We start from the raw sequence: 25580 nt of genomic DNA on the forward strand, positions 1-25580 counted from the left end.
CCCGGCCGTCAGTCGTGGGTGATGATCACTTTGCCGAAGCCGCCGCCCGACTCCACGTAGCGGAAAGCGTCTGGGACATCTTCGAACGGGAACGCCCGATCGAGCACCGGACGCAGCCGATGGGCCTCAACGGCGCGGTTCAGCTCGACGAAATGGGTCCGGCTGCCCGTGGCGACGCGGCGCAGCACCGCACCCGCCCCGAACAGGGTCGCCGGGTCGATGGGCCGGGCTCCCTCGGCTCCGGAGAGCGTGTAGCCGACGAAGGCGACCTCGCCGCTGAGCGCAACGGACTTCAGCGACTGCTCAAGTGGCCCCGTCGCATCGATGACGTGATCGGCGCCCACCCCGTGGGTGAGGGCACGGACCTTCTCCCACCATTGCGGGTCATCCCGGTAGTTGATCACTTCGTCCGCCCCGAGCGCCTTCAGCCGCTCGGCCTTGGCGGCACTGGACGTGGTCACGACCACCCGGGCACCGGACAGCTTGGCGAACTGCAGCACGAACAGCGACACGCCCCCCGACCCCAAGGTCAGCACGGTCGCTCCGGCGCGCAGCGCGCCGCCCGTGGTCAGGGCGTTCCAGGCGGTCACCGCCGCCAACGGCAGCGCTGCGGCCTCTTCGAAGGACAGGTGCTCCGGGATGTGCACGACGCCGTCCTCGCTCAGTACGGCGTACTCCGTCAACATGCCGTCGACCGTCGTCCCGAGCTGTGCGGCGTTGTCCCGTATGAACGGACCATCCAGCCAACGGGGAAAGACGGTGGCCGCCACCCGGTCGCCCGGCTTGACCCGGCTGACGTCCTCGCCGACGGCCACGACCTCCCCCACCCCTTCACAGCCGGGCACCACGCTGGGCCTGATCGGCAGCGGATAGTTGCCGGCCAGCACCATCAGGTCGCGGAAACCGAGCGAGTTCGCGCGAACCTTGACCACGACCTGCCCACGCCCAGGTTCCGGTTCGTCGTGGTCCTGGACCGTCAGCCCGGTGAGGCCATGCCCCGGATCAAGGTGATAGCTCTTCATTGAACGACCTTTCGCGATCTCGTGATCATGCGTGAAGACCGGCCCCTCGGCGCCGGGAACGGTCAGTCGGCGGACGATTTCGGGGGCGGTCTCACGCTCCATGCCGGGATCCTCCACAGTGGCCGGGGCGTCCAGCAATTCCCTCGAGGGAATCGCCAGTGTGGATGGGACTGGATAGAAATGTCTGGTGAGCAGCACGATTGAACGGAGCGGCGTCGGCGCGGAGTTGAGTCGCTGGCGGCGGGCGCGCCGGCTCAGCCAGCTCGAACTGTCCACGCTGGCCGGCACGACCCAGCGTCACCTGAGCTTCATCGAGAGTGGCCGCTCCCAGCCCGGTCGGCCCCTCGTGATCCGGCTGGCCGAGTCGCTCGGCCTGACGCTGCGGGAGCGTAACGATCTGCTCGCCGTGGCGGGGTATGCACCGATATTCGCCGAATCAGGCTTGGACGAATCCGCGCTGCGCCCGGTCCGCATGGCCCTTGAGCAGATCCTGCACGGCCATATGCCGTATCCGGCGCTCGTCATCGCACCCTACGGGCGGATGGTGGCGGCCAACGACGCCGTCGAGGTGTTCACCGAGGACGCCTCCCCCGAGCTGCTCACACCGCCGGTCAACATGCTGCGTCTGATGCTCCATCCAGACGGGATGGGACGCAGAGTGCGCAATATGGACGAGTGGGGCCGACATGTCATCGAGAACCTTCGCGCCCGGGCGCGGCGGAGTCCGGACCCGCGCCTGGACGACTTCGTCGCCGAGCTGGCCGAATACGTCCCGCAGACCCCGGTCGGCCCCGGCCACCTCGGCTTCTCCGTACCGATGCGGTTGGCGTCGGCCGACGGCGAGCTGCGCCTGATCACCACGCTGACCTCGTTCGCCACTGCGACCGACATCACGCTCGCCGAACTCCACCTGGAGGCGTTCCTGCCGGCCGATGAGACCACCGCCGAACTCCTTCGCATCCGGGCCGAGCGACGCCGAACCGGAAAGCACGACCACCAGGGGCATCCACGTCAGTGACCCGGCAGGTCAGGTGATCATGCCCGCTCATGCAGCCGGGCGACGGGGAACGTCCGTGGCGGTTGGCGGCACCAGCAGGGAGCGTCCGAGGCGCCCGACGGCACGCGGCGGAGAACGTCCCAGGCGATTGACGGCACCCGTCGGCGAGCCTCCGAGCGGCTCGACGGCACCCGGCGGGGAGGCGGTTCCGCTCCCGTTGACGTCAGGGCTGGTCACACGGGCTGCCGACGAGCGGGAGAGGGACCAAACGGCAGTCGCCGGCGCCACAGCCGACAGGGCCGCTGGTGACACGTACCACCGAGGTGCAAGCCGGAGCGGGAGGCCGAGTGGCGGTCGGCGGTGCCACAGCCGACAGGCCGGTGACGCGGGGTGCAAAGGGGCAGGATAGCCGGGCCGGGGGTCGGTTCCCGGCTCCCCCGCGGCGGGTAAGGCCCGAGGTGGAGAAGTGGAACGTTCCTGTACTGGTCGGACAGAGTTTGGCAACGATGGGCGCCATGGAACGGCCTGAGGAGATTAAATGGTTTCCAGGTAGGAAATAAGTCTTAGGAGGTGACTGCCATGAAACAAGCGACGGCGGCGATCGTGAAGCCGCTGCCCGACCACCTGTTCAGGGTGCACGGCCTGAATGCGGAGATGCGGTGGGAGGCCATGTCGGGGCAGGGATACCACACCCCGAACGACCGGTTCTTCGTGCGGAACCACACCTCGACCCCGATCATCGATGTCACCACATGGCGGCTGCGGGTGCACGGAGCGGGCGTTCGATGTCCGCGCGAGTTCAGCTACGAGCAGCTGCGGGCCATGCCGTCGCGGACGTTCGACGTGGCGATCGAGTGCGCCGGGAACGGGCGGCGGTTCTACGGCACGCAGCAGCACGACGCCGCACCGGGCACGCAGTGGGGGCTGGGCGCCATCGGGGTCGCGCGGTGGCGCGGGGTGCCGTTGAAGTACCTGCTCAAGGAGGTCGGGCTGCTCCCCGGGGCGGTCGACGTGCTGCCGACCGGGCTCGACGCGCCGTTCGAGGATCACGGGCATGTACGCAGGCCGCTGCCGATCGGCAAGGCCATGGACGACGTCCTCGTCGCCTACGAAATGAACGGCGAGCCGCTGCCCCCAGATCATGGATTTCCGGTGCGGCTGGTGGTGCCGGGATGGGTGGGAATAGCCTCCATCAAATGGCTCGGCGATATAGAAGTTTCAACAACAGAGCTCTTCACACCATGGAACACGGTCTTTTACCCGGACGTCACGGTCCAGCCGGTGAAGAGCTCGTTCGAACTCCCCTGGAATGCGCGGCTGTCCCTCGCCGGCCCCCATATCCTGCGCGGACGGTCCTGGTCTGGGCGGGGCAGGATCGTCCGGGTGGAGGTCAGCTTCGACGGCGGGCTCAGCTGGCGCCAGGCGGAACATCACGGGCAGCACCTGGTCAGCGCGTGGCTGCCATGGCACATTTCATGGGCCCCCCGCCATGCGGGGGCTCAGGTGCTGATGGCGCGGGCCACCGACGAGACGGGCGCCACGCAGCCGATGGTCACGCCGCGGCACCCGTTCGGGTACGGGTTCGACGCCGTCGTGCGCCACCCCATTGACGTCGTCATTGGATAGGTAATTGTCACCGATCGCGACTGAGCTGGGCATTCACTAAAGTCTGGTACGGCACACCTGAATTCATCTGAAAGACTCTCGCGGAAACGTTCCGGAAATCCCTTCGTGTGATGCTGCACAGATCACGGGAAAAGGAGAGCAGATGCGCCAGCTGACCGCACTCGACGCCCAGTTCCTCAATGTCGAGACCGCGACCACCGCCGCACACGTGGCGGGCCTGGCGATTCTCGACTCGGCCGGCGGAGCGGTCAACCGGGACACCCTGGCGGAGCTCCTGCTCGAGCGCCTCCACCTGTCGCCCGCGCTCAGTCTGCGGCTGGCGGAGGTGCCGTTCGGGCTCGATCACCCGTACTGGGCGGCCGACCCGGACTTCGACATCGACAACCATCTCTTCGAGCTGACGCTGCCTGCTCCCGGGGACGACTGGCAGCTGGCCGAGGCGGTGGCGGCGATCCACGCGCGCCGGCTGGACCGGGCACGCCCGCTGTGGGAGATGCATCTGATCAACGGGTTGATGGACGGAAGGGTCGGCGTCTACACGAAAGTGCACCACGCCGCCATCGACGGCATCTCGGGCGCGGAAACCCTCGCCACCTTGCTCGACCTCACCCCTGACGGCCACCTCACGAGGAGAGGACTCTCCACCGCGCACGCAGACCGCCCCCAGCCACGTACCCGCCCGATAGCGGCCCGTGCCTCGGACGGCTTGAACGGCGGGCACGGCACGAACGGCCACCGCACGTTGGATGTCGATCACACCGCCTGCGACGCCGACGCCTTGGACCATGGCTCCGCCACTGACGGCGGCCCCACGGTGAACGGCCACGCCGCCGCGAACGGTGGCCCTGCGGTGAACGGGCGCGGCATCGCGAACGGTGGCCACGCGGTGAACGGCCGCGGCACCGCGAACGGCGGCGGTAGCGCGAATGGTGCCGGTAAGGCGAATGGCGGCCGTACCACGGCTCAAAGCGTCAGCGCCGCAGCTCACAACGGTGCCGGCGCGGGGAGGGAAGGAAACGTTCCCGTACCGGTGAAGCGGGGCATCCCCGGGCTGCCCGAGCAGGACGTGCCCGGGCTGGTCGCCATGCTGGCAGGCGCGGCCATGCGGACGGCGACCCACCCCGTGCGGGCCGTCCAGTCGGTCGTCAGGGCGGCCGAGGACCTGGACGCCATCCCGCTGGCGGCGGGCATCCCCGGCGCCAAGCTCATCGCCAAGGCCGCGCGGATGGTCTCCGGCGACCGGCACGACCGCCCCGAGCTCCCCAGCCTCACCGTCCCCCGGACCCCGCTCAACGGCCCCATCAGTGCCCGCCGCCGTCTCTCGTTCGGCTCGCTCTCGCTCAAGGACGTCAAGAACGTCGCCAAGGCCAACGGCATGAGCGTCAACGACGTCGTCATGAGCCTGTGCACCTCGGCCCTGCGCTCGTGGCTGCAGGAGCGCGACGCGCTGCCGGAGGCGCCGCTGATCGTCGCCGTCCCCGTGGCGGTGCGTACGGCCGACGCCAAGGACCTGGTCGGCAACCAGATCTCCGCCATGGTCGCCCCTTTGCCCACGAACGTTCCCGATCCCAGAGAGCGCCTCCAGGCCGTCGGCACCGCCATGAGCAGGGCCAAGCGGCGTTTCGCGCTGGCCCCGGCGACCTGGCTGAGCGAGCTGTGCTCGGTGCTGCCCGCCCCGCTGACCAGCCTCGCCACGCCGGCGATCTTCCGGCTGGCGGGGATGGCGTTCCCGCCGGTCAACCTCATCGTCAGCAACGTGCCGGGCCCGCAGTTCCCTCTGTATCTGTGCGGCGGAAGAGTGCTGTCGTACTACCCGCTGTCCGTGCTGACCGACATGAGCGGCGGCCTGAACATCACCTGCTTCTCCTACGACGGCATGCTCGACTTCGGCATCGTGGCCTGCCCTGAGCGGATGGACGACGTGTGGGGGCTGCTCGGCCACCTGCGTACGGCGCTCGACGAGTTGTTAGACGAGCGAGTGGGCGATGAGTTCCGCGACGGCGTCGGGATCGATCTGGTGGCCCGTTAGCTGGCAGAGGTTCTCCTGATAGAGCAGGACGGCGGCGAACGTGGCCGCCGCCACCTCCAGCCTGGCCGCGTCCCCGCGCGCCCCGGGCAGCGCCAGCTCCAGCGCGAACCTGGAGCGCCTGATCAGCTCGCCGTTGAGCCGCCCGAGCCGTTCCTTGACCGAGCCATGGGTGTCGGCCTCCCTGAACAGGATGCGCCGCATCGCGGGTGAGGCCCGCAGGGGGAGGCCGCGCGCCAGCTTGGACAGTGTGCGCGCCGGGTCGCCGGGCACCGCGTCGACCTCGCGCCCCTCCTCCACCAGCGTGCGTTCGTCGACGAGGGCGACCAGTACGTCGATCTTGCGCGGGAAGTAGTGGAAGATCAGCCCTTTGGGCACTTTCGCCAGCCGGGCGATGACCGCGGTCGGGGTGGCCTCGTAGCCGCTGCCCGCGAACAACTCCTCGGCCGCGTCCAGGATGCGCGTGCGCGCGTCACCGATCACCACAGCTCGCACCATAGCGCCACCTGCGACTTCACCGCCATCCCGGGAAGGCGAGACCCCCGTGCCCGGCCCTGCCTGTCCGACCTCGTTGCGCCACGCCCCGCTGCTACTCGCCGCTGGAGACGGGCGTGCGACTGCTGCCCGCCGCGCTCGTCGCCTCACCGCCGGCTCCGGTGCCGGCCGCGCGGATCGGCGTGCGTACGGTGCCGGCGGGCGGCCTGGCGGTGACCGGGCCGGGGCTCCTGCTGCTCTACCTGACGCCGAGCCCGCTGGGACCGATCGCGGGCGCGCCGACGCTGGTCAGCGCGGGGAACGGCGCTGGTCTCGGCCGTGGTCATGTCGGGTACGCCGGCCGCGAAGGGCGGGGGCGCTCGGCGTGGCCGTTCTGGGCAGCGTCGTCGCCGCCGCCTACCGTGGCGAGCCGGCGTACGAGGGAGTCGCGGGCAGGTCGCTCGGCAGGGCTCCGGACGTGGCCTCGACCTGTCGTCCACCCCATCGCTGAGCGAGGGGGTGGCATCGGGCCTGCGCAGTGAGGGTGCCGATAATGGCGTAATGAGATCAGTAGGCACGACGGACCTGTCCGTTTTCCCGATATCGCTCGGTACGAATGTCTTCGGCTGGACGGCTGACAAGGAGTCCGCGTTCGCGGTCCTGAACGCGTACGTCGAGGGCGGCGGCAACTTCCTCGACACCGCCGACGTCTACCCGTACTGGGTGACCGGCGAGTCCACCTCGGAGATGATCATCGGCGAGTGGCTGCACACCCGCCACAACCGCGACTCGATCGTGCTCGCCACCAAGGTGGGCATGCTGGAGGGGCTGAAGGGGTTGGCCCCCGCGACCATCCGGACGGCGGTCGAGGACTCGCTGCGCCGGCTCCGTACCGACTACATCGACCTCTACTGGGCGCACGTGGACGACCACGACACGCCGCTGGTGGAGTCGCTGGCGACCTTCGACGCGCTGATCCGCGAGGGCAAGATCCGGTACGCCGGGGCGTCCAACTACGGGGCGGACCGGCTGGCGGAGGCGCTCAAGACCTCCGACGAGGAGGGGCTGGCTCGCTATGTGGCCCTGCAGCAGCAGTACAACCTGGTCGAGCGCGGTTACGAGAGCGAACTGCGGGACGTGGTGGCCCGGGAGGGGCTGTCCAGCACGCCGTACTTCGGGCTGGCGCGCGGGTTCCTGACCGGCAAGTACGCGCCGGGTGTGACGATCGACAGCCCTCGGGCGGGGGTGGCGGCCGAGTACCTGCAGAAGGAGCACGGGCGCCGGGCCCTGGACGCGCTGACCAAGGTGGCGGCCGAGCGCGCGGTGGCTCCGGCCACGGTGGCGCTCGCCTGGCTCGCCGCCCAGCCCACGATCGCGGCGCCGATCGCCAGCGCCAGGGACGTGGCCCAGCTGCAGCCCCTGCTGGCGGCCGCGGAGCTGACGCTGAGCGAGGAAGAGCTGACCCTCCTGGACGAGGCCTCCCGCCCCTGACGCGCGTACGGCGTCCGCCGCGCCCACTCCGTACGGGGCCCGCCCGATGAAGCGCCACGGAGGCGTCTGGAGCGATCCCCAGGGGCGCGGCGGGCCCGCACGCGCATGGAGGATGCGCACACAGGCAGGTGCCGGGGCGGGTGGGGAGGTCAGTGGGCGCGGTTCACCAGCGAGGCGCAGAGGGCGCGCAGGTCCGTCGCGCCCGGCAGGCATTCGTCCATGACCGCCAGCGCCGAAGCGAGGTGCCGGTCGGCCTGGGCCTGGGCGGCGGCGCGGCCGCCGGCCTGCTCCACCAGGCGGGCGGCGTGGCGTAGCGAGTCCTCGCCCGAGACACCGGCCGACAGGAGGGCGGAGAACTCGCGGGCGGCGGGGTGGTCGTTGGCGAGGGCGGCGAGGATGGGAAAAGTCTTCTTGTCGCGCCGCAAGTCGGAGTACACGGGCTTGCCCGTCATGCGCGGGTCGCCCCAGATGCCCAGCATGTCGTCCGCGATCTGGAAGGCCACCCCCAGGTCCAGCCCCATCTCCCACATGCTGCCGGCGAGCTCCGGCGCGCCCCCCAGGGAGACCCCCGCGGCCGCGGCGGCGCCCAGCAGGCCGCCGGTCTTGCCCGCGGCCATCGCCGTGTACTCGGAGATGGTGACCGCGTTGGGCCCGCGCCAGGGCCGGTTCTCGAAGGCCATGTCCGCGGTCTGTCCGTTGACGAGCTCGATCAGCGCCGCCGACAGGTACTTCATCGCCTCAGGCGACCCGGCGAGCTGGTTGATGGCCAGCGCGAGGAGCGCGTCGCCGGCCAGGAGCGCCGGGCCCACGCCGTAGGCCTTCCAGAGGGCCTCCCGGTGCCGCCGCCGCTCGTCATGATCGATGATGTCGTCGTGCACCAGCGAGAAAGCGTGCACCAGCTCCACCGCCACCGCCCCGGGCAGCGCGGACTCGGCCGTGCCGCCGACGGCCTCGGCACTGAGCATGAGGATGGCCGGCCGCACGCCCTTGCCGCCGTCGCCGTTGTGTGGCCGGCCGTCCGCATCCGACCAGCCCAGAGCGAACGCGGCCATCCGGGCGCCCCACGGGTGCAGGGCCGAGACCGCCTCGCGGAGAGCCGGTTCGAGCAGGCCCCGGAAGCGGGCCATGGCGTCGCCCCCCAAGGGATGGCTGAGATTCAAACGGTGCTCCTACCCCGGTACGATCTTGAATCTACATGCATAAGCATGTGATACTCCACCCATCAATTGACATTTGTCAGGAAATGTCCGTGACGTGAGACGGACACCGTACGCGATGGAGGGAGTACTCGTGGCGATGAACTCCGCCCCACCGGGAGGGCCGCCACCACCTCTTCCAAAATACGACAAAGCGGACAAATTTCCACAAGCATAATAAATGCCGCATAGCTAGCTCTTAGTCGTATATCGCATTCGGATCGGGGATCGCCGCCATGTCGTACGCCACGGAAACCTCCGTGATCAGCCCCCAAGTCGTCCCCTTTTACCGGGCCATCCCCCGGTTGCTGAAAGACCCGGTCGCCGAGCTGGCCAGGATGGGCGCGGAGGCCGCGGGACAGGTCGTCCGGGTCGACCTCGGCCCCTTCCGCCCCTATCTCGTCTCACACCCCGACCACGTCCAGCAGGTGCTCACCGCGGAGTGGAACAACTTCGCGCGCGAGGGCATGTTCTGGCGGCCCGTACGGCGCCTGACCGGCAAGGGCATCCTGCGCGAGGGCGCGGAGTGGACGGACGCCAGGAAGATCCTCCAGCCGCTCTTCACCGCCAAGTACACGGCCACCCTGGCCGAGGACATGGCCGACGCCATCGCCGAGCGCGTCCTCGAGCTCGACGTGCACGCGTGGACGGGCCAGCCGATCGACGCCGCCGACCAGATGACGGCGATCGTCAACCAGGCCATCGTCAAGGTCCTCTTCGGTGGCCGCATCTCGCGCGACACCGCCGAGCGGCTGGCGCCGGAGTTCGCCACCTGCGCCACGTCGATCGCCTTCCGGCTGCTCTTTCCCTTCATTCCGTACTCGATCAGGGTTCCCGGCGATCGCGCGTACATGAGAGCCACGAACAACATCGACGAGATCGTCTATCCCCTCATCGAGCAGGCGCGCCGCGAGGGCGCGCGCAGCGGCAAGGCCGACCTGATCGCGGTGCTGCTCACGGCCAGGGAGCAGCAGGACGGCAGGGTGGATCTGGAGCAGGTCCGCGACGACCTGGTGAGCATGTACGCCACGGCCACCGAGACCACGGCGATGTCGCTGACCTGGCTGTGGGCGGTGCTGAACGATCATCCCGACGTCAGCGCCCGGCTCCATGAGGAGATCGACCACGTGGTGGGCCAGGACCCGGTACGGCCTGAGCACGTGCCCCGGCTCAGCTACCTCCACACCGTCCTGCAGGAGCTGTTACGGCTGTATCCGGCGGGCTGGCTCATCCCCCGCCAGGCGGTTGCGGACACGGAGATCGGCGGCGTCCGGATCAAGGCCGGCTCGCAGGTCCTGATCAGCCCGTACACCACCCACCGCCTGCCGGAGTTCTGGGATCGGCCCCTGGAGTTCGATCCCGGGCGCTGGGCCGGCGACGGCGCCACGCCCAGGCATCGCTACGCGTTCTTCCCCTTCGGCGCGGGCCCGCACTCGTGCCTCGGCCAGAACCTGTTCCGCATCGAGGCCCCGCTGGTCATCGCCAACCTGCTGAGCAAGTACCGGCTGGTGCAGACCAACCCCCAGCCGCTCACCGCTCTGCCGGGAGCGTCAGCACGGCCGAAGCAGCAGATCATGCTGCGGCTGGTCCCGATCGAGCGGAACCCGCAGACATGAGCCACGCAGGCATCACCGCCGAGGCGGCGGCCGACCTCGCCACACACGCGGGCGAACTGATCGAGAGCCTCATGCTCCGGCCATGGGGACAGGTGTCGCCGTCGGTCTACGAGACCGGCCGGGTGGTCGCGCTGGCCCCCTGGCTGACAGGTCACCTGGACCGGATCGACTACCTGATCGGCACCCAGCGTCCGGACGGAGCCTGGGGCGCGCCGGACGGGTACGGTCTCGTGCCGACCCTGAGCGCCACCGAGGCGATCCTGACCGCGCTGACGCGCGAGGACCCGGGCACGGACCGCGAGCGCCTCGCCCAGGCGGCGGAACGGGGACTGCGCCTGCTCGCGGCCTGGCTGGGCGGCGGGCGGATCGACCTGCCGGACATGCCGGCGATCGAGCACATCGTGCCCTCGCTCGTGGCCCTCATCAACCGGCACCTCCAGAACCTGCCGGGCCACGCACCGCTGCCCTTGCCCGAGGGAATGAGCTACGACGGCCTCCACCTGGTCACCTCCTGGATCGGCTCGGGAGGCGAGATCCCGGAGAAGTTGCTCCACGCTCTGGAGATCGCGGGCGACCAGGCCGGCGGGGCGCCCAGCGTCCGGCCGGACGCCATCGGCACCGTCGGCGCGTCACCCGCGGCCACCGCCGCCTGGCTGGCCGGGCGGGACGCGGACGGGCCGGCCCGCGAACATCTGGAGGCGGTCGTCCGGCGCCACGGCGGACCGGTGCCCGTCGGGCTGCCCATCACCGTGTTCGAGCGGGGCTGGGTGCTGAGCTGGCTGGCCCGCGCGGGCGTGACCGTCGAGGTGCCGCCGGAGATGCTGGCGGACCTCAGGACGGCGATCGGGCCCAGCGGGACGCCCGCGGGGCCGGGGCTGCCCGCCGACGCCGACACGACCTCCGTGGCCCTGTACGCGCTGGCGCTGCTGGGGGCGCCGCACGAGCCGGACAGCCTGTTGGGCTTCCGCTCCGGGACCCACTTCTCGACCTGGCCCGGCGAGCAGGGCACGTCGGTCAGCGTCAACGCGCACGTGCTGGACGCCTTCGGCGAGTACGTACGCCGCAGGCCCGCCGCCGCACCCCGCTACGAGCAGACCATCGCGGAGGTGGCGGCCTGGGTCCGTGAGCGGCAGCAGCCGGACGGGAGCTGGACCGACAGGTGGCACGCCTCGCCCTACTACGCCACCGTCAGCTGCGCCCTGGCGCTCGACTCCTTCGGCGGGGCCGCATCGGATGAGCCGGTGCGCGCCGCGGTCGAGTGGGTGCTGGGCACCCAGCGGCCGGACGGCTCCTGGGGCCGCTGGGAGGGCACCGCGGAGGAGACCGCGTACGCGATGCAGGTCCTGCTGCTGACCGGGGACCGGGCGGATCCGCGACTGCTGCGCGCCGCGGCGGCGGGCGAGGAGTACCTGACGCGCTCGGCCGGCAAGGAGCATCCTCCGCTCTGGCACGACAAGGACCTCTACGTGCCGCTCGCCGTGGCCCGCTCCGCAGTGATCGCCGCGACGCATCTCGCCCGGCGGGCGCGAGAACGCCCCTGGCCGCCGGAGGGTGCACCGTCCTAGTCCGCGTACGTGTCCGCGTCCCTGACCAGCTCCTGAACGGTGTACGCATGCGTGTCCCTGGCCATGTACCAGCCACCGTTGAACGCGACGTTCTTGCGCTGCCCCTCCCCGACCCCCGCCAGCGGGGAGGGCAGTTCCCCGATGGCGGCCAGGAATGCCGCGTTGAGCTCGGCGTAGTGCGCGAAGACCCGCTGGACCGCCGCCTCCGTGGTCATGCCCTGGCGTTCCAGGATGAGGACGGAGCTCGGCTTGCCCTCGCTCTTCTCCCGTTCGAACGTCCTGACGTCGTTGACGAGCCGCATGCACGCCGCGCCGAGTCCGGTGATCCGGGCGGTCGATCCCCAGTGCTCGGCGGCGGCGGGAGCGGGACCGTAGATCGCCAGGGCGGCGGCCCACCATGTGGGGTAGAGGATCGTGAGGCTGCCGTTGGCCACGTACTCCTCGTACGACGGCCAGGGCTCCTCACCCGCCGCCCACCTGCGCTCACGGATCATGGCGGCGCCGGCCAGCTCGAGCTGCTCCCGCAGAGTCGACGCGTGCACCGCGGCACCCTCGTGCCCGCGGAAGCGGTCGCACCACGCCTGCCAGACGTGCAGGCCCTGCCCGAGGGCGCCCTCAGCGCTGGTCTGGGGCGGTTCGCCGGAAACGATCAGGCAGAGCTGCTCGAAAAATGCGGCGATGTCGTGATGGGACCACTGCCCTGCGATGTTGTCCGCGATGTCGTCGAAGCCGAACAAGATCACGATCAGCGTCCCGAGATCGGCGATCTGGTCCGGGCGCGCCTGCGGGAACGTCGCCGCGGCAGACAGGCAGCTGAACGCCAGCCGACTGGCGGAGCTGTCGCCGTCGGCGAGCAGGTGCGGGTAAGGGCGCACCAGCTCGGCGGCTTCCTGCACCGCCTCCAGCGCGGCCCGGAGAACGCCGCTGCGATCCTCCTCCGGAACGCCGGCCAGTTGGTGCGACCCGCGAAGCAGGCGATCCACCACGTCATTACTGATGCTGAAGTAGCCAGAGAGGGCTGGGTCGCTCACTGTGGAATGATATCCTCTTTGAGCATATTTGACTAATGTTGTCAAAAAGGGGATATTTGTAGGCAAAGTGATTACTGTTGCTTGAGAGGCGCTTTGAGCTGCGCTAAAGTTCCTTGATCGACAGCCCCCGGTATGCCACTGCATGGCCTGGTGGTCGGCACACGAAATGACTTTTACAGGGTAGGTACTATGGGCTTCCGCAATACACGACTGCGGACCAAAGTCACGGCTCTGCTTCTCTCCCTGGCGGCGCTGTGGGCGTTCGCTGCGTGGGTCACGCTTCGTGAGGGCGTCAACCTGCTCTGGGTCTCCCAGCTCGACTCCAGCATCATCTCACCCAGCGAGCCGCTCCTGGTCGAGCTCCAGAAGGAACGCCGGGTCTCGGTCGTCAAGCTGAGCAACGCGGGCGTCCGGTCCCGCAAGGACGTGGAAAACCAGCGCAAGCAGACCGACCGCATGCTCGCCACGTTCAAGGAGTCAGCGAGCTCGAGCCTCGTCGACTTCGCTCTGGACGAGGAGGGGGCCAAGCGGCTCTCCGACGTGCTCCGGCAGCTCGACACCCTCAAGCAGACCCGGCAGGCCATCGACGCGGGCCAGATGAACCGGCTCCAGGCGACGAGCACCTACGGCGACGTCATCGACGCCGTCTACGGCCTCTACGGTTCGCTGGCGACCCTCGACGACAAGACTCTCGCCAAGGACATCCGCACGCTCCTCTCCCTGAGCCGGGCCCGAGAGGTGATCACCAGGGAAGACGCGCTGCTCGCCGGCGCGCTCGCCGAGGGCCGGCTGACCGCCGTGGAGCACGCGCAGTTCACGCAGACCGTGGGAGCCTGGCGCATCCTTTCCGACCAGGCCGCGGCCGAGCTCCCCGCGTCCGAGAGGACCAACTACGACAAGCTCGTCAACGGCCAGTCGTTCACCCGTCTCAAAAATCTGGAAACGCTGGTCTCCGAGCAGGACCCGAACGCCGGGACCCTGCCGTTCAGCGCCGACCAGTGGAAGTCGACGGCCGACCGCGCTCTCGCCGACCTGAACAACCTGGTGCTCACCGCGGGAGACCGCCTGGTCGACCGGGCCGTCCCGGTCGCCGTCAACGTGATCATCCGGCTGATCCTGGCGGGCGGTCTCGGGCTCATCGCGGTCATCGCCTCGATCATCCTGTCCATCACCACGGCCCGTGCCCTGTTCGCCCAGCTGCAGAAGCTGCGCGACGCCGCGCACGAGCTCTCCGACGACCGGCTGCCCGGCGTCGTCGAGCGCATCGGCCGTGGCGAGGAGGTCGACCTGGCCGAGGAGGCCCCGGACCTGAACTTCGGCGACGACGAGATCGGCCAGGTGGGCCAGGCGTTCAACACCGTTCAGCGCACCGCGATCAGCGTCGCCGCCGAGCAGGCCGAGCTGCGCCGCAGCATCCGCGACATCCTGCTCAGCCTGGCCCGCAGGACGCAGGGCCTGGTCCACAGGCAGCTCACCGTGCTCGACGTGATGGAGCGCCGCGAGACCGACCCCGAGGAGCTGAAGGAGCTCTTCCGGCTCGACCACCTCGCCATCCGCATGCGGCGCAACGCGGAGAACCTCATCGTCCTGTCCGGCTCGGCCCCCGCCCGTACGTGGCGCCGCTCGGTCCCCATGGTCGACGTCGTCCGCGGCGCCCTGGCCGAGGTCGAGGACTACACCCGCGTCACGCTCATGCCGATGGGCGACGTCGTGCTCGTCGGCCGCGCGGTCGGTGACGTCATCCACCTGCTCGCCGAGCTGATCGAGAACGCCGTGTCGTTCTCGCCTCCGTACACGAACGTGCAGGTCAGCGGCCAGCTCGTGGCCAACGGGTACGTGATCGAGATCGAGGACCGCGGCCTGGGCATGAAGGCCGAGGACCTGGAGGCCAACAACGCGCGCATCGCGGACCCGCCCGAGTTCCGCATCACCGGCACCGCCCGGCTGGGCCTCTACGTGGTCAGCCAGCTCGCCAAGCGCCACGAGATCCAGGTGGTGCTCAAGGCGTCGCCGTACGGCGGGACGACGGTCGTGGTGCTGCTGCCGCAGGAGCTCGTACAGCTCGACCCCACGCCCGAACCGCAGGACGGCGAGCGGCGGGAGCGCCTGCCGCGCAGGACGACGGCCGTGGCCACCGCGATCCGGCCGGGCACGGCGGAGAACGTACGCACGCTCAAGCCCGCGCGCCAGGCACCCGCTCCCGAGCCTGCCCCCACGCCTCCCCCGGACCCTGCCCCGCCGGCCTCCACGCCTCCCCCGGACCCTGCCCCGCCGGCCCCCGCGCCCTCACTTGCCTCTGTGGCAACAGAACCGGAAACGCCGGCCGAACCGGAGCAGAAGCCTGTGACCGAGTTCACGTCGAATGGGCTGCCCCTGCGGGTGCCCCAGGCCAACCTGGCGCCAGCGCTGCGGGACGACACGCCCACGCAGCCCGACTTCGAGGAGGACGATGACGAGCGCTCGCCGGAGGAGATCCGCGCGATGATGGGATCTCTGCAGTCAGGCACGCGTCTTGGCCGAAGCGAAGCCGCCAAGATGCTGGACGAGCAGTCGAGAGGTGAGGCATGACCCCCTCCGCCGGCACCGATCTCAACTGGCTGCTCGACGACCTCGTCGGCCGTATCAAGGAGGCCGACCACGCCATCGTGCTGTCGTCCGACGGCCTGCTGATGGCCTCGTCCGCCGGGCTGCAGCGGACCGACGGCGAGCACCTGTCCGCCGTCGCCTCCGGGCTGCAGAGCCTGGCGAAGGGCGTCTCGGACCAGATCTCCGGCGGCACCGTGCGGCAGACGGTCGTGGAGTGGAAGCACCAGTTCCTCATCGTGACCACGGCCGGGGAGCGGGCCTGCCTGGCCGTCCTGTGCTCGCATGACGCCGACATCGGGCTGATCGCGTACGAGATGGCGATGTTGGTGGCCAGGGTCGGCCAGTACCTCACCTCGGGTGCCCGCAACGCCGAGGCCATCGCCGGGAGCGACCGGTGAGAGGCGCGGACGAACCGACGGACGAGCACTGGCTCGATCCGGAGATCATCCGGCCCTACGTGGTCACCCGTGGCCGTACGCAGCCCGCGCACGGCCGCTTCGACCTGATCTCGATGGCCCTCGCGGTGGGCCCGCCACCGGGCCCCGACGCCGGGCTGGATCCGGAGCACCTGCGGATCATCCAGCTCTGCCGCGAACCCAAGTCCGTCGCCGAGATCGCCGCGTACCTCGACCTACCGGCCGGCACGATCCGGGTGCTGCTCGGCGACTTGTTCGACCGCGAACTCGTCTCTGCCCAGGAACCACAATCCGAGGTGGACATGCACGACATGAAGATGTACAGGGCGGTGCTCGATGGTCTTCGCTCGCTCTGAGCGTCCGCGCCTGCCGACGGCGATCAAGATCCTGATCGCGGGCGGCTTCGGCGCGGGCAAGACGACGATGGTGGGCGCGGTCTCCGAGACCCGGCCGCTGCGCACCGAGGAGGTCCTGACCGACCGCGGAATCGGCGTGGACGACCTCACGTCGGTGGAGGCCAAGCGCACCACCACCGTGGCGATGGACTTCGGCCGGATCACGCTGGGCAACGACTACGTCCTGTACCTGTTCGGCACGCCTGGGCAGGAGCGGTTCTGGTTCGTCTGGGACGAGCTGGCCGAGGGGTCTCTGGGGGCCGTCATCCTGGCGGACACCCGGCGGCTGGCGGACTGCTTCCCCTCAGTGGACTATTTCGAGCGGCGGGGAACGCCGTTCGTGGTGGCGGTCAACTGCTTCGAGGACGCGCCTACGTTCGAGCTGGACGAGGTACGGCTGGCGCTGCAGCTCAACCCCTCGATCCCCATCATCATGTGTGACGCGCGGAAGCGGGAGTCGAGCCGGGAAGTGTTGATCAGCTTGGTCAAACACTCTGCCCGCCTCCGCGCCGAACCAGTCGGTAGCTAGGGTCTCGGGGGCAAGAAGCAAGGCCTTCCACGGGGGGCGCTTCGCGCATGGGATTCCAGCCAGTGCCTCCCAGGGGGCTCACGCCCCCTTCGACCCCCCGAAACCCCTGCTCGCCACGCCCGGCCGTTGCCCGGTTACCGCCTGGGCCTGCTGGAGCCCGCCCCGAGTGGTTCTCGCTGGCGCTCGGACGAGTATGCCCCGGGGATCGAGGCTTCCCCCGACTCCCGGAGCGAGAAGGCCGCACGGCGCGGGCGGCCTTCTCAGCTGATGTTCCCGGGATCGGGCACGTGATAGCGCAGCGCGCCGTACGCAGCCGTCGCGGGCTCGTAACCGCCCCCGGCCTTGCTTTGCCTCTAACGGTGCTGTCCGCCAGCTTAGTTGAACAGGTCCTGGAGGGTCCGGGCGGTTACCGCGCGGGTGGTCCAGGCTTCGAGTTGGGCAAGATCGCTGCAGGCCGTGATCCGGGCGCGCGTGTCTTCTGGGACGTCAAGACCGCGGGCGTCCAGCACCAGCAGGAGCATTTTGACTGCTTCTTCCGACTTGCCTTCTGCCTTACCCTCTGCTTTGCCTTCCGCGAGGCCGCGGCCGAAGTGTTCGCGGGCGAAGGGGCTGTAGACGGGCCAGTCCGTGGACGTCATGATCTCCTCCAGGAGGCGCCGCACTTCGGGCGCGGACATGCTGTAGGTGTATTCATAGTACTTCGGAGCGTGTTCGTCGCGCTGCTGGGACAGCGCCGTGGCGAAGGCTTCGACCACCTTGCGGTCACGGCCGTGGACCATGACCGCCATGGCCATCAATTCCAGGTGCGCACCGGCCTCCTGCGGGTCGGTGATGGCCGGAATGCCGTCCGGTCCCAGCACTTGGGCCTGCAGGCGATAGCCGGTCAGCCCGGAATCGATCGGCTGGGCGTAATGGGTGGCGGTCCCGCGGTCGGGGCAGATTATCAGGACCGTGACGTCGCAGCCCAGCAGCAGCCACAGCGCGGCGGCGTAGCGGGCGAACTGCCGGGGTGCCTTGGATGTGTCGTGCTGGATCTCCACGATGATGGCGTGCGCGGGCTCTTGCGGTGGCCCCATGGCGAGAACCAGGTCGGCCTCGATGTCGTCGGAGCGGCGGGTGTTGAAGGTGGTGCTCTCCAGCGAGATCAGCGGAGTGGCGGGCAGATCCACGCCCAGGAGGTCGCGCAGGACCTCCACCGCCAGTTCGGGGCGGTCGCGGAACAGCCCGACGAGGGCGTCATGTCGGGGGGACGGCATGACACTCATTGTCACACAACGAACACGCAAAGTGTTGAGAATGCGCGGCGGCTGCGGAGATGGTCGGCTCCCGGGAGCCGACCGGCGGTTCGAGCAGCAGGGCCGCGGGGTCGGCGGCGCCTCATGACGGCGTTCGGGCTTGGTCCTCGACCAGGGCGGCGAAACCATCGAGATGGCGTGCGAGGCTGTATTCGAAGAGTCCGTCCAGGTCCGACACCGCTTCTTCTGGGATCGCGGCCAGCAGGGGAAATCGTCCGCTGCTGAGGAGTTCGTCGGCGCGTTTCCGTTGCGCGAGCCACCACCGGTCGAGAGTAATACCGGTCTCCTGCTCAGCTTCGATCTCATCGGCCATGGACAGAGCAACGGTGACGACCAGTGCGTGCAGCGTGAGCGCCTCTCGAATGCGTGTCGTCATGGACAGGCCAAGCCCGTCGAGTGCGCGCAGGGTCCATTCGGTGTGGGCCATCATGTTGGGCACGAGCAAAGGGCGCGTGAAGGAGATGGCCCTGGGCAGCCAGGGGTGTCGCCGTCCCAGCTGCCACTGCCGGCGGGAGATCAGTTCGAGCTTGGCTCGCCACCCGTCCGGCCCGGGGATGGGGAGCTCCGGTTCGCCGAAGGCTTCGTCGACCATCTGCGTCACCAGTTCGTCCTTGTTGGCCACGTGCCGGTACAGCGACATCGGACCGACGCCGAGTTCGGCCGCGAGTCGCCGCATGGACACGGCGTCGAGCCCCTCGATGTCGGCGATCGCGATGGCGGTGCGGAGAACGTGCTGCCGGTTCAGTGCCCGCTTGGGGACGCCGGCGTGACGCGGGCCCGGTGACGCGCTCCGGGCGGCCTGCTGTTGCCTGCTCGTGCGCGCGCTGACCACCGTGCCGGAACCGACCTTCGCTTCGACCAGCCCGTCGTCGCGGAGAGTCGCCATCACTTTGGTCGCGGTCGCGATCGCGACGCCCCATCGCTGGGCGATCTGCCGGATGGACGGCATCCGATCGCCGGGCCGCAGGTCGCCGGCCAGGATCCGGGCGCGGATCTCCGCGACGATCTGCCGGTACGGCGGATCCGGCCGCTGCGTTGACGACGACATGGGAGCCCCCGATCCATCGGTGAGGTCGCCTTCCTGTCGCAAGTGTACTAGTTCAATTGCTACAGTACTAGTTCACTTTGTCCGCTCATATAACGACATAGACGCCAATCGGTCGACGATGTCGATACTCTGTACGCATGACACTAGATACACCGTACGCATCCTTGCGGCGGGCGGATGACGCGGACCGGCAGGCGGTGTTGGACGTCCTCACCGAGGCGTTCATGAACGATCCCCTCGTCTGCTGGCTCTTCCCCAAGGCGGGCGAACGAGGTCTTCTCCAGAGGCACTTCTACCGCCGCCTGCTCGCCCATCCCGCCGCCGAGGCGTACCTGGCCGGCCGTCGCGAGGGCGCGTCGGTGTGGATGACGCTGGCCGCGGGCCAGGCGCCCCACGAGGAGCACCCGGACACGCCCGAGGCGGGCCAGAGCACGGTCTTCGGTGAGAACGGCGCGCGGTTGACGGCCCTGGGCCAGGCGCTGGCCCAACGACACCCCGATCGCGAAGCGCACCTCTATCTCCCGTGCATGGGGGTGCTCGGCGGGCGGCAGGGCGCCGGGCTCGGCTCGGCGATGTTGCGGCACCGGCTGGAGCGAGCGGACGCCGACGGGCTCGCCGCGTACCTGGAGGCGAGTTCACCCCGGAGTCGCGCGCTCTACCAGCGGCACGGATTCGAGGATCTCGGCGAACCGGTTCGCGTGGCGGACAGCCCGCTCCTGTGGCCGATGTGGCGCCAACCGCGCCGTTGACCGCCGGCGCACGGCAACGCGCCGACTGGCACCGCCCATCCAGCCACCCTCACTCAACCGGCAGAACCCGACGAGCAAAGGAGAACGACGATGACAACGAACTATGAAGCTGAGACGACCGCCGCCGCCGATCACGGTGACCGGCGGCCGCCGACCCTGGTGTTCATCCACGGCACCAACGCCCCGTCGTGGATGTGGTCGGGGTTGATCAACGAACTCACCCTGCGCGGGCACCGGGGCGTGTCCGTCGACCTTCCGGGACACGGCCACGAGGCGTTCATCCCCCGTGCGTACCAGGCCCCGCAGGACCTCGAGGCGCTGGCAACCGAACCGTCGCCGAACGCCAAGTTCACCCTCGACGACTATGTCGAGCGCACTGTGGAGGTGGTGCGCCGCGCCCGCCGCCACGGGCCCGTGATCCTTGTCGGCGCCAGCCAGGGCGGCGTCACCGTGAGCAGGGTCGGCAACGCCATCCCCGACCTGCTCGATCGGGTGGTCTATGTCGCGGCGTACTGCTGCGTGGACCTGCCGAGCATCACCGCTTATCAGACCACGCCGGAGAACAGCGACACCCTGCTGCCGCTGGTGACCCAGGCGCTGGTCGCGGATCCGGCGGTCCTGGGAGTGAGCCGGGTCAACTGGCGTACGGCCGACCCGTCGGTGATCGCCGGCATCAAGGAGTGCCTCGCCGGCGACTTCACCGACGAGGCGGTGACCCGGCTGCTCCATGACCTCGAGCCGGACGAGCCCGCCGGCATTCCGTTGGCTGAAGCCCGGGGAGAAGCGCAGACCTGGGGCCGGATTCCCCGGACGTATGTGCGCTTCACCCTCGACCGGCTGATTCCGCCGGCGCTGCAGGACCGGTTCATCGACGAGGCCGACCGCCTCACTCCGGACAACCTGACTGACGTGCGAAGCGTCGCGGCGCCCCATGTCGGCCCGTTCGACCGGCCCGAACTGGTGGAGATCTTCTCCGAGCTCGCCGGCCGCTGACCCGGCGCGCCACGGCCCTTGCAGGGTCGGTCATGGGGACGAGGTGGGACAGGACCCGCTCCCGCACACCATCGCGGGCGGGCGGGAGGAGTTCGAGGGCGACGCCCGAGGGGCGATGATCGTGCTGACGGAGGGCGGCCCGCGCGCCATCCAGGAGGCCGCACCCGCACACGTCGGATCCGTCCGCCGCCACTTCATCGACCTGCTCTCCCCCGAGCAGATCCAGACGCTGGGGACGATCGCCGAGATCGTGCTCACGCACTTGTCCGAGGCCGAGGGCGCGGATCCCGCGAAGGGGTCGTGACGGCCGGGCCCTCGGTCCTCAGCTCGAGTCGCGGCCAGGCGTCAAGCCGAGGGATGTGATCAGGGCGATCATCTCGTCGCGGTAGATCCCCGTGGGTTCATGGGTGAGCGTGCGCAGGTGGCCGTAGATCTCCAGGGCGACCAGGCCGTGCATGCGGCCCCACACCCGGACAGTGAGCGCCACCGCGTCCGGCGGCAGGCCCGGGAACGTGGCCTGGATGTCCTCCGCCAGCCCCGGGTCGAAGTCGGACCAGCCGTACTCGCCCTTGCCCGGCCCGCGCCAGGCCGCCGCGACCAGGCCGGTGAGCCCCCGGCAGGCACGGTGCTCGGCCTCCTTCGCCGGGCCGTCCGCCGGGGGCTGGTAGCCGGGGACCGCGTCGCCGTAGATCAGGCGGAAACCCTCCGGGTTTGCCAGGGCCCACTCCCGTACGGTCTCGGCCCAGGCCAGGATGCGGCCGCCCGGATCGTCGGCGGGCACGGCGTCGCGGGCGGCCTCCGCGGCCTCCACGAGCGCGGTGTAGAGGTCGGCGATGAGCGTGGTGACCAGGTCGTCCCGGGTCGCGTAGTAGCTGTAGATCGCGCCGGCGGTCATGCCCATCTCGCGGGCGATGGCGCGTAGCGAGATGGCGTCGGGGCCGCCGGCGGCCATGAGTTTGAGCGCGATCGCCTTGATCTCCGCCGTGGTCTCCGCGCGCAGCCGGTCGCGCCTGCTCATCGTCTGATCGCCCACCCTTGACAGTCTACAGAGTTGGGCTACTGTTCTGCGTGCAGAGACTGAACGGCGTGTACAAACCATTCGCCGTATAAGAATCCCCTGAGGAGACCTCCCGTGACGCTTGCCGCCTCTCGTGCGCCGACCGACGTGGGCCGTTCCGGGCTCAGGTTGGCGCTCCTGGCGTTCACCCAGCTCATCGTGGCTCTTGACTACAACATCGTTTACGTGGCGCTCCCCGACATCGGAGCGGCCCTGGGCTTCAGCACGCGGTCCGTGCAGTGGGTGGTGAGCGCGTACGCCATCGGGCTCGGCGGGCTGCTGCTGCTCGGCGGCCGGGCCGTTGACAAGCTGGGCGCGCGGCGCATGTTCGTCCTCGGCCTCTCGCTGTACGCCGTGGCCTCGCTGGCGGGCGGCCTGGCCACGGGGTCAACGGCGTTGATCGTGGCCCGTGCCGTCCAGGGCGCGGGCGGGGCGCTGCTCACTCCGGCCACGCTCGCGTTGATCTACCGCGGCTTCGAGGAGGGGGCCGCGCGCAACCGGGCGCTGGGCGCCTGGGGCATGGCGGGAAGCGCGGGACTGGCCGCCGGATCGCTGCTGGGCGGCGTGCTGACCAACTACCTGGGCTGGGAGTGGGTGTTCTTCGTGAACGTCCCGCTGGCCATCGGCGCCGCCGCGGCGGCGCCCCGCCTGCTTCGCTCCGACCCCGGAGACACGTCCAGGCCCGGCGGGTTCGACGTGCCGGGGGCGCTGCTGGCCACGGCGGGTTCGACGCTGCTCGTGTTCGGCCTGGCGAGCGGGCCGGAGGCGGGATGGGGATCGGTACGCGGCGCCGGTGCACTGGTCGCCGGTGTCGCGCTGCTGGGGTTGCTGCTGCTGGTCGAGTCGCGTACCCGGGATCCGCTGATCCCGCTGCGGCTGCTCGGCCGGCGGAGTCTGGCCACGACGATGGTCGTGATCGCCATTTTCCAGGGCACGCTGGGCGGCGGCTACTACGTGATCACCTCGTACCTGCAGCCGGTCCTCGGCTACAGCGCCCTGGCGGCGGGGCTGACGTTCCTGCCGCTCACCCTCGTCTGCATGGCCACCGCGCTGAAAGTCACGCCGGTGCTGCTCGGCAGGTGGGGAGTCCGTACGAGTCTCAGCGTCGGGATGATCGGCGCCGGAGCCGGGATCGGCGTGCTCACCGCCGGAACGCCCATCGACGGCGGGTTCTGGACCCTGCTGCCCGGCAGCGTCATCTGGGGATTCTTCGGCGGCGTGGCCTTCGTCTCGCTGTTCGCCTCGGCCGGCGCCGGGGTGGCGCCCGAGCAGCAGGGCGTGGCGTCCGGGCTGGCCAGCACGGCCAAGGAGGTCGGCGGCGCGATGGGGCTGGCGATCTTCGTCGCCGTCGCCACCGCAGGCCAGGCCACCGGCACGGCCTCCGAGGTGCTCGGCGGGCTGCATGCGGCCGGTTGGGCGGCCGCGGCCGTCACCGCCGTGGGCGGCCTCATCGCCCTCGTACTCAAACCAGCCAAGGAAGGAACCATCTCATGATCAACGACCTCATCGGCAAGTACCTCGACGTCTGGAACGAGCGGGACGCCGCCGCCCGCGACGTCCTCATCAAGGCCGTGCTGACCGACGACTCGGTCTACTCCGACCCCGACTACGCCGGGCTGCGGGGTCACGCCGAGCTGTCCGAGGCGATCGGCCGGGCTCAGGAGAACTTCGGCGACCTGGTGTTCAGCCTCGGCACGCTGATCGGCGCCCACCACGACACGGCGCTGTTCACCTGGAGGCTGGGGGCGCCGGGCTCGGACACGCCCGTGGCCACCGGCTACGACGTCGTGGAGTTCGAGGGCGACCGCATCCGGCGCGTGGTCGGGTTCTTCGACTAGATCCCGGGTCCAGCCTGTCAGGCTAGATTGACAGCACTGTGCCGCCCCCATTACGACCCCCTGCGGCACCCGGTCAGCTCACTCGCGCTGGGTGGGTCCGGCTGGGTGCAGGCGGTCAACTTCGTCGTGGCCGGCCTCCTGACGGTCGCCCTCGCCGCCGGGCTGCGGCGGGCGCTCAAAGCATCCCCTCAGCCCGCGGCGACGGTCTGGGGACCGATCCTGGTGGGGGTCTGGGGCGTCATGCTGATCTGCGCCGGGGTGTTCACCACCGACCCGGTGAGCGGCTGTCCGCCGGGGACTCCAGAACGGCTGGACGAGTACGGCAGCGTGCATGCGGCGTTGCACGATCTCCTCTCGCTGGTGGGATTCGTGGCGCTGCCCGCGGCCTGCGTGGTGTTCGCCGTCAGGTTCTTACGGGAACGGGAGCGCGGATGGGCGGCGTACTCGAGCGCCTGCGCGGTCGGGTTCACGGGCGGGATCGTGCTCGCCACGATGGCCTTCGGCCAGGACCCCGCGCTGGTCGCCTACGGCGGGCTCTTCCAGCGGACCGCGGTGACCATCGCGTGGGCCTGGCTGGGCCTGATGGCGCTCCGGCTCCTCACGCGGAGACGCGACGCGACGCGATCAGGAGCAGGACGACCGCGCCGACCGTCATGATCGCGTTGCTGGTCAGGTCGGCCGCCTGGCTCGCGGGCACGATCACCTTCCACGGGAACGAGTGCCACGCGTACGTGAGCATGGCCCCTGCCGCGAGCGCCAGCCGGTGCGCGTCCGACCAGTTGGAGCGGTGCGACCAGCGCCTCACCAGCAGGCCGACCGTGGCGAACAGGGCCAGGTAGATGAGCACGCTGCCCCAGGCCGGGATGGGGATCGCCAGCCACGGCGACAGGCCGGTGGGGTCGACCGCATAGAGGAGGACGAAGATCGCACCGGCCACCAGGGCGAAGGCGAACACCGCCCACGGGCCGGGCGCCCTGCCCTCGACCGTGGGGGCACTGCGGCGCAGGCGCAGGCCGAGCACGACGAGCGCGGCGACCACCACCGCCGCCCCGATGAACTGGGCCGGGCCGGTGAGCAGGCCTTTGCCGGCGGCGGTGGCGGCGGCGCCGCCGGCGAAATAGAGCGCGAAGATCACGCCCACGGCCAGGAAACCGCGCTTCCCCAGCCACGGCGTGGTGCGGCGGGAGCCTGCGAGCGTCTCCGTGATCGCGATCGGCACGCTGATGCTCCAGATGGTGTGCACACCCGCCATGAACATGATCCACGGCGGCGCCGTCCCCAGCGCGGGCATGTAGCCGTAGTCGAGGATGCGGACGTTCGCCCAGTTCTCATCCCAGAGCGTCTGGGTGAGGAACGCCTCCTCGAACATGCCGTACGCCAGCCCGAACGCCAGAATGGCCGGCCAGCCGCGCCCGGTCCGCCGGGCCGCCTCGCGGATGAACAGGGCGCCGGCTCCGTAGAGGGGAATCGTGCCGAGCACCACCGCGACATTGGTGACCGCCATGTTCCCCATCAGGAACTCCGCGTCCATCGGCGCCAGGAGGAACAGGCCGATCGCGGGCGCCACCCGGGCACGTAAGGGCATCTGGTGAGTTGTTGTCACGACTCCCAGATAACACCACTAGGAGCA

At 69.9% G+C, this 25580-nt stretch carries 25 protein-coding genes; 17 read left to right on the forward strand and 8 right to left on the reverse strand.

Annotated elements, in window-relative coordinates; genetic code table 11:
• Positions 1-8: 8 nt before the first annotated feature.
• Positions 9-1124, reverse strand: a complete 1116-nt coding sequence (locus tag ACQPWU_RS39530) for a zinc-dependent alcohol dehydrogenase family protein (RefSeq protein ID WP_433430787.1) — start codon at positions 1122-1124, stop codon at positions 9-11.
• 85 nt (positions 1125-1209) lie between these two features.
• Between ACQPWU_RS39530 and ACQPWU_RS39535 the strand changes: the two genes are divergently transcribed.
• From ACQPWU_RS39535 to ACQPWU_RS39545, 3 genes are all read left to right on the forward strand, one after another.
• Positions 1210-2040, forward strand: coding sequence for a helix-turn-helix domain-containing protein (locus ACQPWU_RS39535; RefSeq protein WP_433430788.1), 831 nt, complete (start codon positions 1210-1212; stop codon positions 2038-2040).
• A gap of 558 nt (positions 2041-2598) precedes the next feature.
• Positions 2599-3645, forward strand: coding sequence for a sulfite oxidase (locus tag ACQPWU_RS39540; protein ID WP_433430789.1), 1047 nt, complete (start codon positions 2599-2601; stop codon positions 3643-3645).
• 142 nt (positions 3646-3787) lie between these two features.
• On the forward strand, positions 3788-5674 hold the full coding sequence (locus tag ACQPWU_RS39545) for a wax ester/triacylglycerol synthase domain-containing protein (RefSeq protein WP_433430790.1): 1887 nt from the start codon (positions 3788-3790) through the stop codon (positions 5672-5674).
• Here ACQPWU_RS39545 and ACQPWU_RS39550 read toward each other — a convergent pair.
• Positions 5612-6169 (reverse strand): TetR/AcrR family transcriptional regulator, encoded by a 558-nt coding sequence (locus ACQPWU_RS39550; RefSeq protein ID WP_433430791.1) that lies wholly within the window; start codon positions 6167-6169, stop codon positions 5612-5614. The two genes, ACQPWU_RS39545 and ACQPWU_RS39550, sit on opposite strands and share 63 nt — an antisense overlap.
• Positions 6170-6282: 113 nt before the next feature.
• Here ACQPWU_RS39550 and ACQPWU_RS39555 point away from each other — a divergent pair, with 113 nt between their 5' ends.
• A complete protein-coding gene (locus ACQPWU_RS39555; protein ID WP_433430792.1) occupies positions 6283-6687 on the forward strand; it encodes a hypothetical protein in 405 nt (134 codons plus the stop codon).
• Between the two features lie 19 nt (positions 6688-6706).
• Positions 6707-7636, forward strand: coding sequence for an aldo/keto reductase (locus ACQPWU_RS39560; RefSeq protein ID WP_433430793.1), 930 nt, complete (start codon positions 6707-6709; stop codon positions 7634-7636).
• Positions 7637-7785: 149 nt separating this feature from the next.
• Here ACQPWU_RS39560 and ACQPWU_RS39565 read toward each other — a convergent pair whose 3' ends face one another.
• On the reverse strand, positions 7786-8796 hold the full coding sequence (locus tag ACQPWU_RS39565) for a polyprenyl synthetase family protein (protein ID WP_433430794.1): 1011 nt from the start codon (positions 8794-8796) through the stop codon (positions 7786-7788).
• Positions 8797-9068: 272 nt separating this feature from the next.
• On the opposite strand from ACQPWU_RS39565, the gene ACQPWU_RS39570 reads away from it, so the two are divergent.
• A complete protein-coding gene (locus tag ACQPWU_RS39570; RefSeq protein WP_433430795.1) occupies positions 9069-10448 on the forward strand; it encodes a cytochrome P450 in 1380 nt (459 codons plus the stop codon).
• Positions 10445-12013 (forward strand): prenyltransferase/squalene oxidase repeat-containing protein, encoded by a 1569-nt coding sequence (locus ACQPWU_RS39575; RefSeq protein WP_433430796.1) that lies wholly within the window; start codon positions 10445-10447, stop codon positions 12011-12013. The genes ACQPWU_RS39570 and ACQPWU_RS39575 overlap by 4 nt, the downstream gene beginning before the upstream one ends.
• Here the strand turns inward: ACQPWU_RS39575 and ACQPWU_RS39580 are convergent.
• Positions 12010-13044, reverse strand: a complete 1035-nt coding sequence (locus tag ACQPWU_RS39580) for a terpene synthase family protein (protein ID WP_433430797.1) — start codon at positions 13042-13044, stop codon at positions 12010-12012. The two genes, ACQPWU_RS39575 and ACQPWU_RS39580, sit on opposite strands and share 4 nt — an antisense overlap.
• A 189-nt stretch (positions 13045-13233) precedes the next feature.
• Here ACQPWU_RS39580 and ACQPWU_RS39585 point away from each other — a divergent pair, with 189 nt between their 5' ends.
• The 4 genes from ACQPWU_RS39585 to ACQPWU_RS39600 are packed head-to-tail and all read left to right on the forward strand — an operon-like array spanning position 13234 to position 16970.
• On the forward strand, positions 13234-15612 hold the full coding sequence (locus ACQPWU_RS39585; protein ID WP_433430798.1) for a nitrate- and nitrite sensing domain-containing protein: 2379 nt from the start codon (positions 13234-13236) through the stop codon (positions 15610-15612).
• Positions 15609-16028 carry a roadblock/LC7 domain-containing protein gene (locus tag ACQPWU_RS39590; protein WP_433430799.1) on the forward strand — a complete coding sequence of 140 codons (420 nt, stop codon included), beginning with the start codon at positions 15609-15611 and terminating at the stop codon, positions 16026-16028. The genes ACQPWU_RS39585 and ACQPWU_RS39590 overlap by 4 nt, the downstream gene beginning before the upstream one ends.
• Complete coding sequence (locus ACQPWU_RS39595; protein WP_433430800.1) at positions 16025-16402, forward strand: DUF742 domain-containing protein; 378 nt, start codon at positions 16025-16027, stop codon at positions 16400-16402. The genes ACQPWU_RS39590 and ACQPWU_RS39595 overlap by 4 nt, the downstream gene beginning before the upstream one ends.
• On the forward strand, positions 16383-16970 hold the full coding sequence (locus ACQPWU_RS39600; RefSeq protein WP_433430801.1) for a GTP-binding protein: 588 nt from the start codon (positions 16383-16385) through the stop codon (positions 16968-16970). The genes ACQPWU_RS39595 and ACQPWU_RS39600 overlap by 20 nt, the downstream gene beginning before the upstream one ends.
• A 374-nt stretch (positions 16971-17344) precedes the next feature.
• Here the strand turns inward: ACQPWU_RS39600 and ACQPWU_RS39605 are convergent, their stop codons facing one another.
• Both ACQPWU_RS39605 and ACQPWU_RS39610 read right to left on the reverse strand, forming a co-directional pair.
• On the reverse strand, positions 17345-18235 hold the full coding sequence (locus tag ACQPWU_RS39605) for a hypothetical protein (protein ID WP_433430802.1): 891 nt from the start codon (positions 18233-18235) through the stop codon (positions 17345-17347).
• A gap of 112 nt (positions 18236-18347) precedes the next feature.
• Complete coding sequence (locus ACQPWU_RS39610; protein WP_433430803.1) at positions 18348-19313, reverse strand: GntR family transcriptional regulator; 966 nt, start codon at positions 19311-19313, stop codon at positions 18348-18350.
• 137 nt (positions 19314-19450) lie between these two features.
• Here ACQPWU_RS39610 and ACQPWU_RS39615 point away from each other — a divergent pair, with 137 nt between their 5' ends.
• From ACQPWU_RS39615 to ACQPWU_RS39625, 3 genes are all read left to right on the forward strand, one after another.
• The gene (locus ACQPWU_RS39615; protein WP_433430804.1) at positions 19451-20062 is read left to right on the forward strand and encodes a GNAT family N-acetyltransferase; all 612 of its coding nucleotides are present in this window, start codon (positions 19451-19453) and stop codon (positions 20060-20062) included.
• Positions 20063-20152: 90 nt separating this feature from the next.
• Positions 20153-21055, forward strand: a complete 903-nt coding sequence (locus tag ACQPWU_RS39620; protein ID WP_433430805.1) for an alpha/beta hydrolase — start codon at positions 20153-20155, stop codon at positions 21053-21055.
• Between the two features lie 43 nt (positions 21056-21098).
• Positions 21099-21359: a hypothetical protein gene (locus ACQPWU_RS39625; protein ID WP_433430806.1), complete on the forward strand. Its 261-nt coding sequence runs from the start codon at positions 21099-21101 to the stop codon at positions 21357-21359.
• A gap of 18 nt (positions 21360-21377) precedes the next feature.
• Here ACQPWU_RS39625 and ACQPWU_RS39630 read toward each other — a convergent pair whose 3' ends face one another.
• Positions 21378-22088, reverse strand: coding sequence for a TetR/AcrR family transcriptional regulator (locus ACQPWU_RS39630; RefSeq protein ID WP_433430807.1), 711 nt, complete (start codon positions 22086-22088; stop codon positions 21378-21380).
• Positions 22089-22187: 99 nt separating this feature from the next.
• Here ACQPWU_RS39630 and ACQPWU_RS39635 point away from each other — a divergent pair, with 99 nt between their 5' ends.
• Genes ACQPWU_RS39635 through ACQPWU_RS39645 form a run of 3 tightly spaced genes read left to right on the forward strand, consistent with a single transcriptional unit; the run spans position 22188 to position 24607 of the window.
• Complete coding sequence (locus ACQPWU_RS39635) at positions 22188-23606, forward strand: MFS transporter (RefSeq protein WP_433430808.1); 1419 nt, start codon at positions 22188-22190, stop codon at positions 23604-23606.
• Positions 23603-23950 (forward strand): nuclear transport factor 2 family protein, encoded by a 348-nt coding sequence (locus ACQPWU_RS39640; RefSeq protein WP_433430809.1) that lies wholly within the window; start codon positions 23603-23605, stop codon positions 23948-23950. Before ACQPWU_RS39635 ends, ACQPWU_RS39640 begins: the two co-directional genes overlap by 4 nt.
• Positions 23951-23977: 27 nt before the next feature.
• Complete coding sequence (locus ACQPWU_RS39645; RefSeq protein ID WP_433430810.1) at positions 23978-24607, forward strand: DUF998 domain-containing protein; 630 nt, start codon at positions 23978-23980, stop codon at positions 24605-24607.
• Here ACQPWU_RS39645 and ACQPWU_RS39650 read toward each other — a convergent pair.
• Positions 24549-25535 carry a hypothetical protein gene (locus ACQPWU_RS39650; protein WP_433430811.1) on the reverse strand — a complete coding sequence of 329 codons (987 nt, stop codon included), beginning with the start codon at positions 25533-25535 and terminating at the stop codon, positions 24549-24551. The two genes, ACQPWU_RS39645 and ACQPWU_RS39650, sit on opposite strands and share 59 nt — an antisense overlap.
• Positions 25536-25580 lie beyond the last annotated feature (45 nt).

It is taken from the genome of Nonomuraea sp. CA-141351, assembly GCF_050944675.1.
Taxonomy (GTDB): domain Bacteria; phylum Actinomycetota; class Actinomycetes; order Streptosporangiales; family Streptosporangiaceae; genus Nonomuraea.